Source organism: Salinigranum salinum (assembly GCF_009176545.1).
GTDB lineage: Archaea > Halobacteriota > Halobacteria > Halobacteriales > Haloferacaceae > Salinigranum > Salinigranum salinum.
In genome coordinates this window covers 928,394-944,587 of record NZ_VTOJ01000002.1, presented here as the reverse complement: position 1 = coordinate 944,587, position 16,194 = coordinate 928,394, and the positions used below count along the sequence as shown (strand labels likewise).

At 63.6% G+C, this 16,194-nt stretch carries 14 protein-coding genes; 4 read left to right on the top strand and 10 right to left on the bottom strand.

Features of this window, described 5'->3' with window-relative positions:
* Window positions 1–254 precede the first annotated feature (254 nt).
* Both FZP69_RS16160 and FZP69_RS16155 read right to left on the bottom strand, forming a co-directional pair.
* Window positions 255–1,787, bottom strand: coding sequence for a SipW-dependent-type signal peptide-containing protein (locus FZP69_RS16160; protein WP_152042414.1), 1,533 nt, complete (start codon window positions 1,785–1,787; stop codon window positions 255–257).
* A 124-nt stretch (window positions 1,788–1,911) separates the two neighbouring features.
* Window positions 1,912–3,570 (bottom strand): vWA domain-containing protein, encoded by a 1,659-nt coding sequence (locus tag FZP69_RS16155; protein WP_152042413.1) that lies wholly within the window; start codon window positions 3,568–3,570, stop codon window positions 1,912–1,914.
* A gap of 375 nt (window positions 3,571–3,945) precedes the next feature.
* Here FZP69_RS16155 and FZP69_RS16150 point away from each other — a divergent pair, with 375 nt between their 5' ends.
* Window positions 3,946–4,518, top strand: a complete 573-nt coding sequence (locus FZP69_RS16150) for a DUF7344 domain-containing protein (protein WP_192918615.1) — start codon at window positions 3,946–3,948, stop codon at window positions 4,516–4,518.
* A 90-nt stretch (window positions 4,519–4,608) separates the two neighbouring features.
* Window positions 4,609–5,157: a DUF7344 domain-containing protein gene (locus FZP69_RS16145; RefSeq protein WP_152042411.1), complete on the top strand. Its 549-nt coding sequence runs from the start codon at window positions 4,609–4,611 to the stop codon at window positions 5,155–5,157.
* A 1,060-nt stretch (window positions 5,158–6,217) separates the two neighbouring features.
* Here the strand turns inward: FZP69_RS16145 and FZP69_RS16140 are convergent.
* On the bottom strand, window positions 6,218–6,850 hold the full coding sequence (locus FZP69_RS16140) for an IS6 family transposase (RefSeq protein WP_152042410.1): 633 nt from the start codon (window positions 6,848–6,850) through the stop codon (window positions 6,218–6,220).
* A gap of 91 nt (window positions 6,851–6,941) precedes the next feature.
* Between FZP69_RS16140 and FZP69_RS16135 the strand changes: the two genes are divergently transcribed.
* On the top strand, window positions 6,942–8,078 hold the full coding sequence (locus FZP69_RS16135) for an alanine racemase (protein ID WP_152042409.1): 1,137 nt from the start codon (window positions 6,942–6,944) through the stop codon (window positions 8,076–8,078).
* A 36-nt stretch (window positions 8,079–8,114) separates the two neighbouring features.
* Here FZP69_RS16135 and FZP69_RS22685 read toward each other — a convergent pair whose 3' ends face one another.
* The 6 genes from FZP69_RS22685 to FZP69_RS16110 form a co-directional block, all read right to left on the bottom strand.
* Window positions 8,115–8,270, bottom strand: coding sequence for a hypothetical protein (locus tag FZP69_RS22685; RefSeq protein WP_192918614.1), 156 nt, complete (start codon window positions 8,268–8,270; stop codon window positions 8,115–8,117).
* A gap of 162 nt (window positions 8,271–8,432) precedes the next feature.
* Window positions 8,433–9,626 (bottom strand): CaiB/BaiF CoA transferase family protein, encoded by a 1,194-nt coding sequence (locus FZP69_RS16130; RefSeq protein ID WP_152042408.1) that lies wholly within the window; start codon window positions 9,624–9,626, stop codon window positions 8,433–8,435.
* A gap of 74 nt (window positions 9,627–9,700) precedes the next feature.
* Window positions 9,701–11,392 (bottom strand): acyl-CoA synthetase, encoded by a 1,692-nt coding sequence (locus tag FZP69_RS16125; protein WP_152042407.1) that lies wholly within the window; start codon window positions 11,390–11,392, stop codon window positions 9,701–9,703.
* 106 nt (window positions 11,393–11,498) lie between these two features.
* Window positions 11,499–12,800 (bottom strand): TRAP transporter large permease, encoded by a 1,302-nt coding sequence (locus FZP69_RS16120; RefSeq protein WP_152042406.1) that lies wholly within the window; start codon window positions 12,798–12,800, stop codon window positions 11,499–11,501.
* A complete protein-coding gene (locus FZP69_RS16115; RefSeq protein WP_152042405.1) occupies window positions 12,793–13,362 on the bottom strand; it encodes a TRAP transporter small permease in 570 nt (189 codons plus the stop codon). The genes FZP69_RS16120 and FZP69_RS16115 overlap by 8 nt, the downstream gene beginning before the upstream one ends.
* Window positions 13,363–13,386: 24 nt before the next feature.
* Window positions 13,387–14,502 carry a TRAP transporter substrate-binding protein gene (locus tag FZP69_RS16110; RefSeq protein ID WP_204960048.1) on the bottom strand — a complete coding sequence of 372 codons (1,116 nt, stop codon included), beginning with the start codon at window positions 14,500–14,502 and terminating at the stop codon, window positions 13,387–13,389.
* Between the two features lie 293 nt (window positions 14,503–14,795).
* On the opposite strand from FZP69_RS16110, the gene FZP69_RS16100 reads away from it, so the two are divergent.
* Window positions 14,796–15,257, top strand: a complete 462-nt coding sequence (locus FZP69_RS16100) for a MaoC family dehydratase (protein WP_152042403.1) — start codon at window positions 14,796–14,798, stop codon at window positions 15,255–15,257.
* Window positions 15,258–15,299: 42 nt separating this feature from the next.
* Here FZP69_RS16100 and FZP69_RS16095 read toward each other — a convergent pair whose 3' ends face one another.
* Window positions 15,300–16,073 carry an enoyl-CoA hydratase/isomerase family protein gene (locus tag FZP69_RS16095; protein ID WP_192918613.1) on the bottom strand — a complete coding sequence of 258 codons (774 nt, stop codon included), beginning with the start codon at window positions 16,071–16,073 and terminating at the stop codon, window positions 15,300–15,302.
* Window positions 16,074–16,194 lie beyond the last annotated feature (121 nt).

Genomic DNA, 16,194 nt, shown 5'->3' with positions numbered 1-16,194 from the left:
AATGTTGGTATGAATTGACTCATTGCTCCGATTAGACATTCTGCGAGACTAATTAATACGGGTCTGATAGGTCATTAATCGGTTATTGAACGGGGTCGAAGGGCCATCGGAGGGCGAGCAGTCAGTGTCTGGGCGAGGGTGACGGGACTCCCGCGGGGGACACTCCCGGCATGAACAGCGTCCTTCGTGAGGGATCCAGATTACTGTCTCGGCAGATAACTCTTCTTCGAGCCGGTCGAAGGTTAGCTGCTCCACTATGTCGTTATCGAGAGCTCGGCAGATCCGACAGCGACACCGTTGATTTCGGCGTCGACGGAGTATGTTCTCGCCGACGATGCGTTCTGTGCGTCGCCGTACTCGAGCGAAAACCGCTCGAGTGCGGCGAGTGGAAGCGAGTTCGAGAGCGTGAACGAGATACGGGTGTCGTCGTCGCTTCGGTTCACCTGAGTCACCGTCGGAACGACCTGTGGGAGTGCACCACCAAACGACGAATCGACGTCGTAGCTCAGATCCGATGCGTCGGCGGGAGCGACGCCGCTGATGTCGAAATCGCTCGGATAGTCCACGACGAGTTCGCCCAACGTATGCCCGTCGAGGTCGTCACCGACTTCGACTTCTACCTGATGGCGTGAGCTGCTGTCGGTGGTCGGATCGCTCGCGGTCACGGAGACGCTGCTTCGACCCTCTGGAATCATCCCACTGCCGTCGTTGTGGCGGCACTGCTCGGTGTAGAAGCCGAGGTCGAACGTCACCGAATCCGTCTGGATCTCGTTGGCGTGGTCGACCGGCAGCCACCACGCGAAGCCGACGAACCGCGTCGTCGAATTCGGGAAGCAGTCACGCCCGCTGGTCGTCGGGTCCGCATCCAGCGGGATTCCGGTGTCGGCCGAGAGCAGTTCGAGCAGATCACGGAGCGTCCCCTGAGTGATGAGCGCCTGCTCCTGGGGTATTTCGAGGTTTTCGTCCGCATCGGGCCCATCAGCCGGCTTCGGGAAGATGACGTCCTCCACGTCGTTGAGCACGTCGTTCCCGTCGTCGTGCCAGACGGCGACCCTGATCTCGTCGAGCAGTTCGACTACTCCCTCTTCCTCGTCCTCGTCGCGTCGCTCGGGCTCCGTGGTGCCGTTCTCGTCGAGCGAGTGGATGCCACCCTCGAGCCAGAGATATCCGGGATTATCGAACAGGTGTACGCTGAACGTGACCTCGCCGAAGTCCCCGGGTTTGACGTCCGTGAGATCGATGAGCGGGCGACGTCCCTGGAGGTCGTCGGGGACGTCTGCGAACTGCTCCCGATAGAGACGTTCTATCTCCGAATCGGGGAGGAACCGATTGTCTTCCCCGATCTCCCTCCTGGTCCTGATGTCGTCTCGGAGGTCGTCGCCGTCCGAATCCGGATACGCGTCGACGGCCGTGTTGTCGATGAACTGATCGGCGTCGCCGGCCCAGACGTACAGGAGGTCGTCGAGTGCCGGCGGGAACGCGATCCAGGACGCCGGGTCGCTAGGATCAGGTGTGAGCCCGTCGGGGTTGCTGTCCGGGATGTCTTCGAGATCCATTACCGGATCGAACCGCAGTCCAGCTGACTCGTCGGGCGACCAGTCGGAGTAGTACTCCTGCCAGTCGACCTTGAGGTCGAGTTCGCCAGCGACCAGCTCGTTGTTCGAGAACTCCTCCTCGTCGGAGAAGAAGGCCATCGTGCTCGCACCACCCAGTGCAGCGGCTCCACCGATGGTGCCCATCGCACCGAGGAGCTTCCGTCGTGAAACGCCGAGTGTGTCGTCTTTCATGAGCGTTGATCCCAGGCCGGGAGAGAACCCACCGGCGGAGTCGAACCGCCGTAGTGCGGTCAAGTGACCGCGCGTCGTGCACCCGCGTGAGTCGAGAGTCAGAGAGGGATATGTCGAAGGGAGATTAGCTGTTTGGCATGTTGGCGATACCGTCGTTGTGGCGGCACTGCTCGGTGTAGAAGCCGAGGTCGAAGCTCACCGAGTCACCCTGGATCTCGTTGGCGTGGTCGACCGGCAGGTACCACGCGAAGCCGATGTAGTAGTCGTTACTCGCCACGAAGCACTCGCGTGCGTCGGCATCTTCCGCCCCATCGATCTCATCGAACGACGTTTCCAGATCGCCGTCGAGTGGGATGCCGTTCCCACTGGAGAGTGCGTCCAGGGAATCCCGCAACGACCCACGGAAGATGACTTCCTCGCCCGGTGCGGCGATGATGGCACCGATGTCGTCGAAGACGTCCTGGATGGTGGAGATGCTGCCGAAGAAGGCGTTCGCGTCTCCGGCATCAACGGAACCATTGTTGTTCTTCGGCGGGCTCGAAAGGTCTTCGATCAGAGACTCGTTCGCACCGGTTCCGTAGGCGATACCGATGAGCGTGCTGTCAGGGTTTGACTTGAAGCTATTCGCCGCAGGACGGGGATCGCCACCCACATTGGCCCCACCGTTGCTGAGCAGGACCATGTACTTTTCATCTCCGGACCCACCGCTAAGTTGAGACGCCGCATCCTGAATAGCGTCATTGATATTGGTCGATCCACTAGCACTGAGACCATCAATAGTGCTCTTGACGGTGGACCCAGCCGTTCCCAGAGGCTCGTCGACAGTGGCAGTGTTGGCGAAGGAGACGAGACCGACGTTTGCGTTGGGACCCAGCGCGTCCACGAGTGCCTTCGCCCCGTCCTTCGCGTTCTGGAACTTGTTCGCCTGGTTAGTCATCGACCCGGAGCGGTCGAAGACAATCATGACGTCCGCCGACTGACCTTCCACGGTGCCGCCCGGATCCAAGACGTTGTCGCCGTCGTCGTACCACCACGTGGTTTGGATTTCGTCGAGTAGCTCGACGTCAGAGTCGAGAACGGCCTGACCGGTCGCTTCCTCGTCCGCGGGACCTTCCTCTTGATCGTCTTTCGCTTCGGGTTCGGTATGTCCGTTCTCCGCTGCACTCACGGGTGCGCCTGTCAACCAGACGTACCCGGGGTTGTTACAGAGGTGGAAGCTCAGCGTGAGTTCACCGAAGTCACCGGGTTTCACGTCCATCAGGTTGATGAGCGGCTCACCGCGGCTCCCTTCGGTCCGGAAATCAGAATCGAGCGCTTCTGGGGTATCCGCGCCATCGACACAGATGTCACCCACGTCAACGCCGTCGGTCGTCTCACCGAACGGATCCTGGACACCGTCGTCGTTCACGTCTGGGTACGCCTCGATCGACGTGTTATCCATGAACTGACCGAGGTCGCCATTGGCCACCCAGATAAGCGGATTCTGTGGATCCGGAAGCGGAGTGTAATCGCTGCTACCCGGGTCAGACATCTGGATGTCGAGAGTGCTGCCGTTCAGACCGTCGTCTTCGTCCTCCGACCAGTCGGAGTAGTGCTCCTCCCAGTCGACCTTGAGGTCGAGTTCACCGGCGGTGAGCGTGTTGTTCGCGAAGTCTTCGCTATCGCTGAAGAAGGCCATCGTTCCCGCGCCGCCAAGTGCGCCTGCGGCCCCGAGTGTCGCCACGGAGCCGAGGAGCTTGCGCCGCGAGAAATCGAACTGGCCTCTGTCGTCTTCTTTGGACATAGTTGGGTTCTGGTTGTTTCGCCGTCGGGTTCGTAGTTTTCCCGTGTTCCGACCGACCTAGTCGTCGTCTCAGCCCGACCGACCGTCGTATCATTCCACTACATCCCTACCCCCGTATGAATTGACCTGTTGTGGAAATTAGGACTCCTGGGTGCCAAGTTAGCGCGGCGTGGAGGGAAGTTAGCCGAGGGACGAAGACGGTTAGACGGGGAACGCAGTTCGTTAGGAGAGCCCAGCGGGGGCCACTGATCCACACAACACGTCCTTAACGATCCCTAACGACGGCCAGAACTGACCTCCGTTCCCATTGTGAGTCACTCTCATGGGCGTAACCCGCATTTACTTATTACGCATCAATCGAATACCATGTTCGTGATGGGAACCGCGTGGCTATCACCACTCCGAGCGTCAGTGGGCCCCGAACCGCTCGACGAGGAAGCCATCTTCAGGGTTCTCCGGAACAAGCGACGACGCTACGCGCTCCACTACCTGAAACAGCGTGAGGAGGTCGTCTCAGTCGGCGACCTCGCCGAACAGATCGCCGCCTGGGAGACCGACACTCCCGCCGTCGAGGTTGCCGCGGACGATCGCAAGCGAGTCTACATCTCGCTGTTACAGAGTCACCTCCCGACCCTCGAAGACGCCGGGATGATCGACTTCGACGACGAGAACAGCGTGGTAGAGCTGACCGACGAAGCCGCGGACGTCGACATCTACGTCGAACTCGTCCCCGAACAGGACATCCAGTGGTCGACGTACTACGTCGGCGTCGCCGCGCTCAGCGCCGGCTTCCTCGGCGCCGCGTGGGCGGGCGTGTATCCACTTACCGAACTGCAACCACTCGTCTGGCTGGGGTTCGTGGTCGCACTGTTCGCCTCGTCGTCGGTCGTCCACCACGTTCACCAGCGACGGAGTCGGCTCGGACACGGAGGGGTACCGCCAGAATGAACGCACGAACGAACGCGAGTCTCGACAGGATATGACACAGGACGAACGGAGACGCATCCGATCAACCGACGATCCAGCCGGAGAGTACACATGAGTAGCGTCCTGGAGTCGACCGTTTCCCAGGAACCTCAGGCGCCAGACCACGAACCGACCGTCGAGCGCGAGGAACTGTACGACCTGCTCGGCAACTGCCGACGCAGGTACGTCATCGACTACCTCCGACAGCACCAGGAACCGACGTCCCTCGACACGCTCGCGCGCCGCGTGGCTGCGCGCGAGAACGATACGACTGTCGAGGAAGTGACGACCGCCGAACGAAAGCGCGTCTACACGTCGCTCCAGCAGACGCATCTCCCGCGGATGGACGACGTCGGCGTCGTGGAGTTCGACAAAGAACAGGGCCTCATCACGCCCTCCGACCAGCTCGCCGAGTTCAGCCTCCACCTCGACGTCGTCTCGGAGCACAGCGTCCCCCAGAGCGTGATCTACCTCGGTCTCTCGGGACTGAGTCTCGTCCTTCTGATCGCTGTCGTCGCTGGCGTCCCACTACTGAGCAGTCTCTCCCCGTTCTGGCTGGGCGGTGCCGTACTCGTGCTCTTCAGCGGTGCCGCGGCGATACAGCACCTCCGCGGGTCCTGACGCCGGGTCTCGCACCCGCTCCCAGTGGACGGAGACCGAGTTATACGTCCGTTACGGCCGATTCCTCCCACGCGACCCGGCTCGTCCGAACCGTTTGACTCCCGTTGATTCGTGTTAATGAACTGTTTTGTAGCCGTGTGAGGGATTCACACGGGTAGACACCGCGTTTGCGTGTACCGAGAGTACGAGGGTCTCTGTCTCACGGAGTCGTCCGAAGAAATGGTCCGTTGCGAGGAGTAGGTACCCCGTGAAACTCGCATAGGGAGCGTTTACTAGACGGAGTGATCGGATCGAAGCTCCCCGTGCCGACCTCGGACCGACGCTGGCACCCTGAAGATTACAGAGGTATAGATGTAATGCAGGGTTCACACGAACGCGAGCGGTCGAGATACGTGCCGGGGGGTTCGACTCCGGAGGAGCGAGATCGCCGGACGACCACCGCAGAGCCAGTGATCCGCTGTCGAAGTGGGAACGTGCACGAACGAGGAGCACCGCGATCGGCGAACACTTCGGTCACGCTCGTTCCCGACCCGACCGTGGATCGATCACTCGACCGATCCGGCAGCGCGATCGTGTCGTTCCCGTCTCACGAACGGCGTCGGGCCGGACTGCGACGGGTGACGACTGTCACATTCTGGTCAGCATAGATACAAATAGTTGACAGAAACACGATCTCCCGGTTACCGTTGCCGAGTAATCTCTTCGTTTCGAGTCTTCTGCTCTGTACTGCGTTCGGTACCACGGTTCGATACGTCGTTCCTCTCTCGGGAACACCGTATCGGTCACCACATAGCCAGGTGTCACCGACGACCCATTACGGTGAACGACCGACTGGGACGCGGGGCGCGAGGCGACGTGTTCGACTCGTTCGCGGAGGTGGTTTCGGAGAGCCCAGTTCGGTGAGGGCCTCTGCGGTATGCTCGCTAACGTACGGTGTCGTTCCGTGGGACGACAGGGTCACGCCATCGACCGCGTGCTGACCAGGGACCTCGGTCGCGGGCTTGCCGGGAATCTCGGTCGTGAGCTTGTCGGAAATCCCGGTCGTGGCCTCGTGTTAGCTTTAGCATCGGTTCCACCAGACGGCGAAGGCTTGCAGCCACGATTCCGCGGTCGGTAACTGCGCGTTCGAGAACGTATTTGAGAACGAAGAGGTTCGTCGTTTTACTTCACGAAAGACACGTTCGACAGCGTTTCGATTTCCACGTCGGCACACGCGAAATCGGAGGCCGAGTCGGTCGAGTGCAGCTTTGAGATGAGCGGCGTCGTCGACGAGAAACGTGACGTTCGACAGCTGCTGTTTCTCTCGAAGTTCGCGAAGAAACAGCACGGTGAGTTGCGTCGTTCGTGTCTGAAACAGCCGAACGTGGAGGAATTGGTTTGACTCAGGATCGACCGCGGCGAACAGCCAGTGACGCTGGCCGTTGACGCGGATCAGCGTCTCGTCGACCGCAATCTGATCCGGCTCGACGTCGCTGTCGGGCTGTAGATCGGCCTTCCGCACCCAGTCGTGAATCGCGGTTCGACTCCGCCCGACACCCAACCTCTCAAGATGTTGTTTGGTATTCGAGAGCGACAATCCGGCGAGGTGGAGCTGAATACCCACTTGAATCGCAGGTCGGGGTGTCCGCTCTCGCTCCACAAACTCCAAGTCGATCCACTCGGTACACACGTTGAGGCGGTCGGTTTCGGGCATAGATCATTCGAACATCGACCGCCTCGTTCCTAACTTAACACGACCGTCGTGGGCCGGCCAGAGTTATTAGGGGTCCCCGGAATGTGGTGGTATGACAGTTCGGACACCCGGCGACGCGGGACCCAGCCTGTTCGACCCCGTCGACGGTATCGAGACGCCCGCGGTGCTCGTCGACCTCGACGCCGTCGACCGCAACGTCGACGACTACGTCACCTTCGCCCGCGAACACGACGTCACCCTCCGCTCACACGTGAAGACGCACAAGATCCCGGAGCTCGCACACATGCAGCACCGACGGTCCGGGGGCGGGGGTATCGTCTGTCAGACGCTCGGGGAAGCCGAAGTGATGGCCACGAGCGGCATCGACGACATCTACCTGTCGTACATGGTCGTCGAACCGTCGAAGCTCGACCGCCTCGTGTGGCTCTCCGAGCGGCTGTCGGCGTTCGCGACGACCGTGGACTGTCGGGGGAACATCGACCCGCTCCAGTCCGCAGCCGCACGCCACGACGCGGTGGTCACGACGATCCTCGAACTCGACATCGGCTACGGTCGCGTCGGCGTCGAACCCGGCGACCACGCGATCGAACTGGCCCGACACATCCGCGACGCACCCAACCTGGCGTTCGGGGGCGTGATGTCGTTCGAGGCGCACGTGAAGTCCGGTGTCGACTCCCGTGCGCAACTCGAGCGACGCTGTGAGGCGGCGATGGACGAACTCGCGGTCGCCGTCGCCGAGATCGAGGACGCCGGCGTAGCCGTGCCGGAGGTGAAAGTCGGCGGGACCGCGACCTCGAAGTTCAGCGGTCGTCACCCCGTCGCCACCGAGATCAACCCCGGGATGTACATCTTCAACGACACCGGAGAGCTGTCCATCCGTTCGTACGAACTCGACCGGTCGGACTGTGCGCTGACGGTCCTCTCGACGGTCATCTCGAAGCCCGCTGCCGACCGTGCCGTCGTCGACGCGGGGAGCAAGTCCATCTCGATGGACACCGACCGACTGCCGATCGCGAAACACCGGGACGACCTCTCCTACGAGCGGGCCTCCGAGGAACACGGCTGGCTGACGCTCGACGGGGCGAGCGATCTCGCTGTCGGCGACCGGGTCGAGTTCATCCCCCCGCACGTCTGCACGACGGTCAACCTCCACGACACGCTTCTCGGCCACCGCGACGGCGAGATCCGGTCGGTGTGGGACGTCCAGGCCCGCGGGAAGGTCAAGTAGGTCGGCCGGGGCACCGTTCCGTCTGTCGGTCGGTCGTCAGACGCTGATCGTCCCCCCGGGCATCGCCCCGGTCGACTCCCCGTCACGGACCACGAACTCGCCGTTCACGACGACGTGGGGGATGCCGCTCGAAAACCGTCGGGGTCGGTCGTCGTTCGCCCGTGAGTCGACGACGGTCGGGCGAAAGACCACCAGGCCGGCGTCCATGCTCGGACGGACAGGACTCTTCCGCTCCAGCCCCTCGCGCGGGCGGGAAGCGACGTCATCTTCCGGACGGTCTCCGTGAGTGAGCGGCGGTTCTCGTCGCCGGAGACCGTCCGTCGACGTCCGAATCGCTCACGATTGCCGATCCGCTCACGCCGGCCGTCCAGTCACCCCGGACTCGGCCAGTTCGTCGATCGTCTCGCGGTCGTACCCCAGTTCGGCGAGCACCTCCTCGGTGTGTTCACCGGCGAGTGGCGGTGGCGAGGTGACTTCCGCCGGCGTCTCCGAGAGCGACACCGGCGGGCCAGGGGTCCGGAACGTCCCCACCTCCGGGTGTTCCATCTCGACGATCATCTCGTTGTGCTCGACCTGCGGATCGGCGGCCATCTCGTGGAAGTCGTTCACCTCCGCGACCCAGATGTCCGCCGCGAGCAGCCGGTCGAGGAGCTCGGCCGTCTCGTGTTCCCGTGTGTGCGCTTCCAGCCGGCGTTTGATCTCGTCTCGGTGTTCGAAGGCGGCCTCGGGCGTGTCGTACGCGGCGAGTTCCGGCTCGTCGACGGCGTCGGCGAGCTGCTCCATCGGCGCCATCGCGATGGCGATCCAGCCGTCGGCCGTCTCGTAGATCCCGTAGGGGCCGCCCAGCCACGCCTGCGCGATCCCTTCCTCGCTCCGCTCGAACTCCCGGTCCATGTTCAGCGCCGCCGTGATCTCCTGACACTGGAAGTCGATCGCGGCGTTGAGGAGGTTCGCCTCGACTTTCTGTCCCTCGCCCGTCCGCTCCCTGTGGAAGAGCGCGAACATGGTGTTCAGCGCGATGAGCGTCGCGGAGTGTTCGTCGACGACGGCGGTACCGGCGGGTGTCGGCGGGTCGTCCTTCTTGCCGGTGTACGAGGCGAGCCCGCTCATCGCCTGGAGGAGCAGGTCCTGGCCCGGACGATCCACGTAGGGACCGTCCGCGCCGAAGCCCGACCCCGACACGTAGACGACGTCGGGGTTCACTTCAGTGACGTCGTCGTAGCCGAGGCCGAACCGGTCCATCACGCCGGGGCGGAAGTTCTCCATGACCACGTCGGCCCCCTCGACGATGTCGAGCGCGACCTCCCGTCCCCTGTCGGACTTGAGATCGAGCGTGACGCTCCGTTTGTTGCGGTTCATCGCGAGGAAGAAGGGGCTCGTCCCCTCGAGCAGTTCACCGCCGGCTTCGAGGAACCGCTCCCACTCGCCGCCGAGACGCTCGATCTTGATCACGTCGGCACCCATGTCCGCCAGCTTCTGGCTGGCCCACGGGCCCTGCATCATCTGCGTGAAGTCCGCGACTGTGATGCCGTCGAGTGGTCGTGCCATGACGTCTCGACCCATCTAACGGCTCGATAATAACTCTATCCGACGGCGTCTCTATCCTGCGGCGCGGACTCCACTCAGTCGTCCTCGACCGAGGGGAGATTGGTCAGGTCGCCCCGCTTGAGTTTGCCCGTCGTCGTCCGCGGGAGGGCCGCGACGAACGCGATCTCGCGGGGATACTCGTAGCTGGCGAGACGGTCGCGGACGTAGTCCTGCAGTTCCGTCCGGAGCCGATCGCTCGGGTCGTGTTCCGGGTCGAGGACGACGAATGCCTTGGGGACCTCCCCCCGTTCGTCGTCCGGGACGCCGACGACGCCGACCTCCGCGACGGCTGCGTGCCCCGTGAGGGCGCTCTCGATCTCGCTCGGACCGATCCGGTAGCCCGAGCAGATGATGAGGTCGTCCACCCGGCCGACGTGCTGGAACTGTCCCGCCTCGTTCCGCCGGGCGAGGTCGCCCGTGAGATACCACTCCCCGTGGTAGGCGGCCGCCGTCGCCTCCGGCCGGCCGAGGTACTCCTCGAACAGCGTCGGATCGTCGCGGGAGAGCGCGATCTCTCCCGTCTCGCCCACGTCGACCGGCGCTCTCGTCTCCGGGTCGAGCAGTTGGATCCGGTGGCCGGGCAGCGCGTAGCCCATCCAGCCCGGCGTCGCCGGCTCGAGCGCCGTGCAGTCGCCGATGATGTGGTTGAACATCTCGGTGGAGCCGTACCCCTCGTGGACGGTGACGTCGAAGAACGACTCCGCCCAGAGCCGCGTCTCCCCGTCGAGCGACTCACCCCCGCTCGTCAGGAGTCGGAACGTGTCGAACGCCCACTCGCGGTCCCCGACATTAGACTGACGCATCAGCCGGAGCGCGCTCGGTGGGAGGAACGCGTGGGTGGTCTCGAACCGTTCCAGCACCTCGCACGCGCGGACTGGATCGAACGGCGCACCGCTCTCGGAGGCCACGATCGGCCGACCGAAGAACAGCGCGTCGATCATCACGGAGAGGAACGCGCCCCACGCCCACTCGGCGGGGGTCCACCACACCTCGTCACCCGCCACGTCGAGGTTGTAGTAGTTCGTGATCGCCCCCGGGAGGTGGGCGACGACTGTCCGGTGACACTGGACGATCCCCTTCGGCGGCCCCGTCGTCCCGCTGCTGTACATCAGGAGCATCGGATCGTCACTCGTCGTCTCGACGGGGCTGTCGATGGGCTCGGCGGCGTCGACCGCCGACCAGAACTCGCGCTCGTCGGCTCCGAGCGACTCGCCCCCGAGCGACTCGGCGCCCACGACGAGTCGGGTTCCCGCGGTGGCCGTGCGATCCGCGGCCGTCCGGACGTTCTCGACGTTCGCGGCGTCCACGATCGCGACCGGCGGCTCGCAGTCGCCGAGTCGATACGCGAGCGCCTCCGGTCCGAAGAGCACACTCAACGGTGCCGAGACGGCACCGAGCTTCCAGGCGGCGAGGTGGCCGACCAACGTCTCCGGCTTCCGGGCGACGTTGATCGCCACGAAGTCGCCGGGCTCGACTCCCACGGCGCGCAGATACCCCGCGAGCCGGTCTGTCGCGTCCGCGAGTTCGGCGAACGTCAGCTCTCCCTCGCGGTCGGTCGTCTCGTCCTCGTAGTAGATGGCCGCTCGCTCGCCGTCGGTTCGCGCCCACCGGTCACAGAGGCGATCCGCGGCGTTGAGCGAGTCGGGGAGGTCCCACTCGAACGCCGATCGAAGCTGCGCGAGCGACTCCCACTCCCGCGAGTGAACGTCGGAGGTGAAGAGGTCCATGTGTCTCCGGCTACACCGGGACGATATTTAATTATAAGTGTCGACCGCTCCTGCCGGACGGGAACCACGTGGCGACGGAGGGACTCAGCGAGGGGGTCGGTTCCCGCTATCCCACTACATTGTAGGGGACGTACGTGACGATCGCGGGGAAGAAGATCGCGAGGAGCAGCACGACCAGGATCGGGATGTAGTACGGTAGCACCGCCTTCATCACCTCTTCGAGCGAGGCGTCAGTCACCTTCTCGAGCACGAAGAGGACGATCCCGAACGGCGGCGTCAGCAGTCCCAGCAGTAGCGCCAGCAGCATGACGACACCGAAGTGGATCGGATCGATGTTGGCGATGCCCAGAAGCGGCATGATGATCGGCACGAGCACCGTCATCGCGGCGATAGTGTCCATGAAGGTCCCGACGACCAGAAACAGGGCGGTCAGGGCGAGCAGGATCATCGTCGGGTCCGAGGAAACCCCCGCAAAGCCGTCGACGAGCAGCCGCGGCAGCTGCAGCTGGAGCGCGACCAGCCCGTACAGTGAGGCGACAGCGACGATGAACGTGAGCGCGCACGTCTCGATCATGCTGAACTTCATCTCGTCGATCAGACCGCCGATCGTCAGCTCTCGGTAGACGAAGAAGCCGACGAAACAGATGTAGATGACCGCGATCGCACCGGCCTCGGTGGCGGTGAACTGTCCCGACAGCAGGCCACCGATGATCAGGATCGGCGTCAGTAGCGCGAAGAACGCGTCTTTGAACGTGGTCCAGACCGCACCGAGCTCGAACTCCTGATCGGGAGAGAAGCCGCGGAGCCGCGAGAGGACTACCACGAACACCATCAGAGTGAGCCCGAGGGTGACGCCCGGGACGAGCCCACCGAGGAACAGCTGCCCGATCGACTCCTCGGCGAGCACGCCGTAGATGATGATCGCGACGCTCGGGGGAATGAGCGGCCCGATCAGCGCGGAGGAACCGGTCACACCGAGCGCGGTCTGCTTGTCGTATCCGTGTTCGCGCATCGCGGTGTACTCGATGCGGCCCAGTCCAGCGGCGTCCGCGGTTGCCAGCCCTGACATCCCCGAGAAGATCATGCTGGCGACGATGTTGACGTGGGCGATCCCACCGCGGTAGTGGCCTACGATCGCCCCGGCGAAAGCGAAGATCCGTTCGGTCATCCCGACGCGGTTCATCAACCGTCCGAGGAGTACGTAGAACGGGATCGCCAGCAGCGGGAAGCTGTTCACTCCGAAGAAGAGGCGGGTGCTGATCAGCGTGAAATTGATGCCTGAGCCGAACGGGGAGAGCCACATCACGATACAGCTCATCCCCATCGCGATGGCCACCGGCACGCCGATTGCGTAGAGGAGAAGAAGAACGCCGAGGAACAGTCCGCCGACGAAGAGGAGTTCAGACATCTTCCACCCCGCCCTCGTCGTCCGTCTCGTCGGTGGTCGTCTGCCAGTCGCCCGTGAGCAACGACTGGACCGCCTCGACGGCGTCGTCGACCTCGTAGACGAGCATCGCCAGCAGTCCGAGCCCGATCCCGAGGTAGATGTACCCTGACGTGATTCCGGAGATGCCGCCGACCGACGTCCGCCAGTTCCCGGTCGTACTCAGGTACGTCCCGTACAGTGCCATCCCGAGGAACGCGATGACGATCGCGTCGGAGACGACCATGAGCGATGTCCGAAGCCGGGGGACGAACTGCCCGAGCCAGTCCAGGATGAGGCTGATCGAGATGTGTTCGTTGTTCCGCGTCACGACGGCACCACCGACGTACGTCATGATGATCAGCAGAAACCGTGCGGCCGGCACCGTCCAGATGAACCACTCGGACGGCAGGAACGGTGTCTGTCTCACGATTACCTGCAACGTGGTCAGGATAACGGTGAGCGCGAAGAGGCCAGTCGCCGCTATCAGGATCACGCGATCGAACACGTTCTCGACCGTTATTTCGATCGACTGGTCGATCTCCATTGACGGGTAGTCGACAGGGGGATATTAAACGTTTTTCACCTCTTCCCAGGTGTGCGCCCACTCGTTGTCGAACAGTTTCTGGATCGCTGGCTGGGCCGCGTCCGAGAACGTCGAACGCTCGGTCTGGTCGTTGATCGTGACGTCGTAGTCGGAGGCGAAGGTGTCGAGGTGACCCTGCTCCTGTTCACGCGCCATCTGACTGGCGTGCTCGGTCGCGGTGTCTCCGGCACTCTGGACGAGTTCCTGGTAGCTCTCGTCGAGGCCCTGGTAGAAGTCCTCGTTCACGTAGATGTTCCCGGTCGTGATCTGGTGCGAGGTCATGTTGAGGTAGTCGATCACCTCGTAGAGCTTCGCCGAGTTGATCGCCCCCGGGGGTGCCTCGAGTGCCTCGGCGGTCCCCGTCTGGAGGGCGCTGTACACTTCGGTCCAGGCGATCGGCGTTGGACTCACCCCGATCGCAGCCCAGATGTTCGTCCACGGCGGGATCTCGGGCACCCGCATGTTCAGTCCCTGGATCGGTTCGGGCGTGTTCACCGCGCCGGTGCTCTCCCGCGTGCACAGGTGCCGGGCGCCGCGGTACACCATCTTCCCGACCGCCCGCTGGTTTCCGTTCTCGATCAGTTGGTCGTAGGCTGGCGCCATCAGGTCGCTCTCGTGGAGGGCCAGGATGTGGTCGTGACCCCGCACGACGAACGGGTTGGCGAAGAAGAAGTACTCCGGGGCGTACTGCAGGAACGGGAACGTTCCCTGACTGTGGGCTTCGACCCCTCCCTCCGCCGTGAGTTCGCTGATTTCGTCCTCGGCACCGTAAGCCCCACCAGGGGAGATGTTGACGGTGAAGTTCCCGTCGGACTCCGATTCGACGATCTCCTTGAAGCGCTTGGCCGCGCCGTTGATCAGGACGTGACTCTCCGCGAACGCGCTCGCGATCGTCATCGAGACCTCGGCATTGCCGCCTCCCCCACCGCTGCCGCCGTCGCCACCACTGCCACCGTCGCCGCTGCCGCCGTCGCCACCACTGCCACCGTCGCCGCTGCCGCCATCGCCGCTACTGCCGCCATCTCCGCTCCCACCACCACCGCCGCCTGCACATCCCGCGAGACCCGTCGCCAGCAGTCCAGCCCCGACGGTCTTGAGCAACGGCCGACGAGTCGTTGTTCGATCGCTTCGCTTCCCACCGTTGGACGCAGGCTCATTTGTTGGCATGATCCTACTACTCGAAGCACACAGTCATTGGTTATAGTACTTGTGCTAGACGGTTGCGAACCGCACTGATCGCACGTCTCACCCGACGGTTTCACACAGCAACTCCCCGTCTCCTCAGGGCTTCCACTCCCGACGCTCACTGGCCCCGACGTCCTCGTGGTCGATTGTGAGCCGTCACCGATCCGCCGCACCACACTTTTTTAATACTGCGGGCGCCCGGAACGGGCATGGCGACCGAAGCTCCCGCCAAAGACACCGAACGGTACTTCGAGGAGATCGACGTCGGCGAGACCTACACTGTCGAACGACAGCGAACGATCACCGAGGCCGACGTCGTCAACTTCGCCGGCATCTCGGGCGACTTCCACCCGTACCACATGAGTACGGAGGTCGTGAAGGACACGCCGTTCGACGGGCGGATCGCCCACGGTGTGCTCGTGTTCGCCATCGCGGAGGCGCTCGTCGCGGACATGAACCCGCGGTCGTTCACCTACGGCCACGAGGGATTGCGGTATCCGACCCCGACCCTCATCGGCGACACGCTCACCGTGCACCGCGAGGTGGTGGAGAAAGCGGAGTACAACGACGAGTACGGAAAGGTCGTCTACGAGTACGTCGCCGAGAACCAGGACGACGAGACCGTCTTCGTCTGTAAACAGCACATCACGCTGGTCGAAACGCGCGACTGATCGAGTGGTCGGAACGGCACTCGGATACGCCGGCCCAGTCGGTCACTCGCCAGTGAACTCCGGATCGCGCTTCTCCGCGAACGCGTCGATCCCCTCGGCCGCGTCGGCCGTCTGGTACAGCGTGAACGTCACCTCCTGTTCGTACGAGAGTCCGGTGTCGAGCGCCGCCTCGGTTCCCTCGTTGACGAGCCGCTTCGCCTCCTTCACCGCCAGCGGCGCGTTCGTGTCGATCTCGGCCGCCAACTCCCGCGCGGCCTCGTCCACCTCTTCGGTCGGAACGACCCGATTGGCCAGGCCGAGCATCCGCGCCTCGTCCGCGTCGATCGGGTTGCCGGTGGTCAGAAGCTCCTTCGCCCGGTTCTTGCCGACGAGTCGGGGGAGACGCTGGGTCGCTCCACCCCCGGGGACGAGCCCGAGCTTCACCTCCGGGACCGCGAACGTCGCGTCCGTCCCCGCGACGATCATGTCGGCCGCGAGCGCGATCTCGAAGCCGCCACCGTACGCGAGCCCGTCGACAGCGGCGATGACGACCGCCGGGTGTGTCGCGATGTAGTCGTGCGTCTCCCGGGCGTTCTTCTGGTACTCGACGAACTCGCGGGTCGACATACCCCTGATCTCCTTCAGGTCGGCACCCGCGATGAACGCGTCGCCCTCGGTCCGGATGACGACGACCGTCGCGTCCTCCTCCGCGAGTCGCTCGAACTCCGCGTACAGGGCGTCTTCGATCTCCGTGTTCAGGGCGTTCAGCTTGTCCGGGCGGTCGATCGTGACGACGTGTGCGTGTTCAGTCCGTTCGCAGTGGACGTGTTCGCTCATGAACGCTCTCTCAGAGAGGAGGGAACGACAAAACCGTTCCCCCATCACTCGTTCGCCGCCATCCCTCCTCTAGCGAACGGTCGTGTCGCCACGAGCGCCAGTCGATCTCGGCGTGTGACCG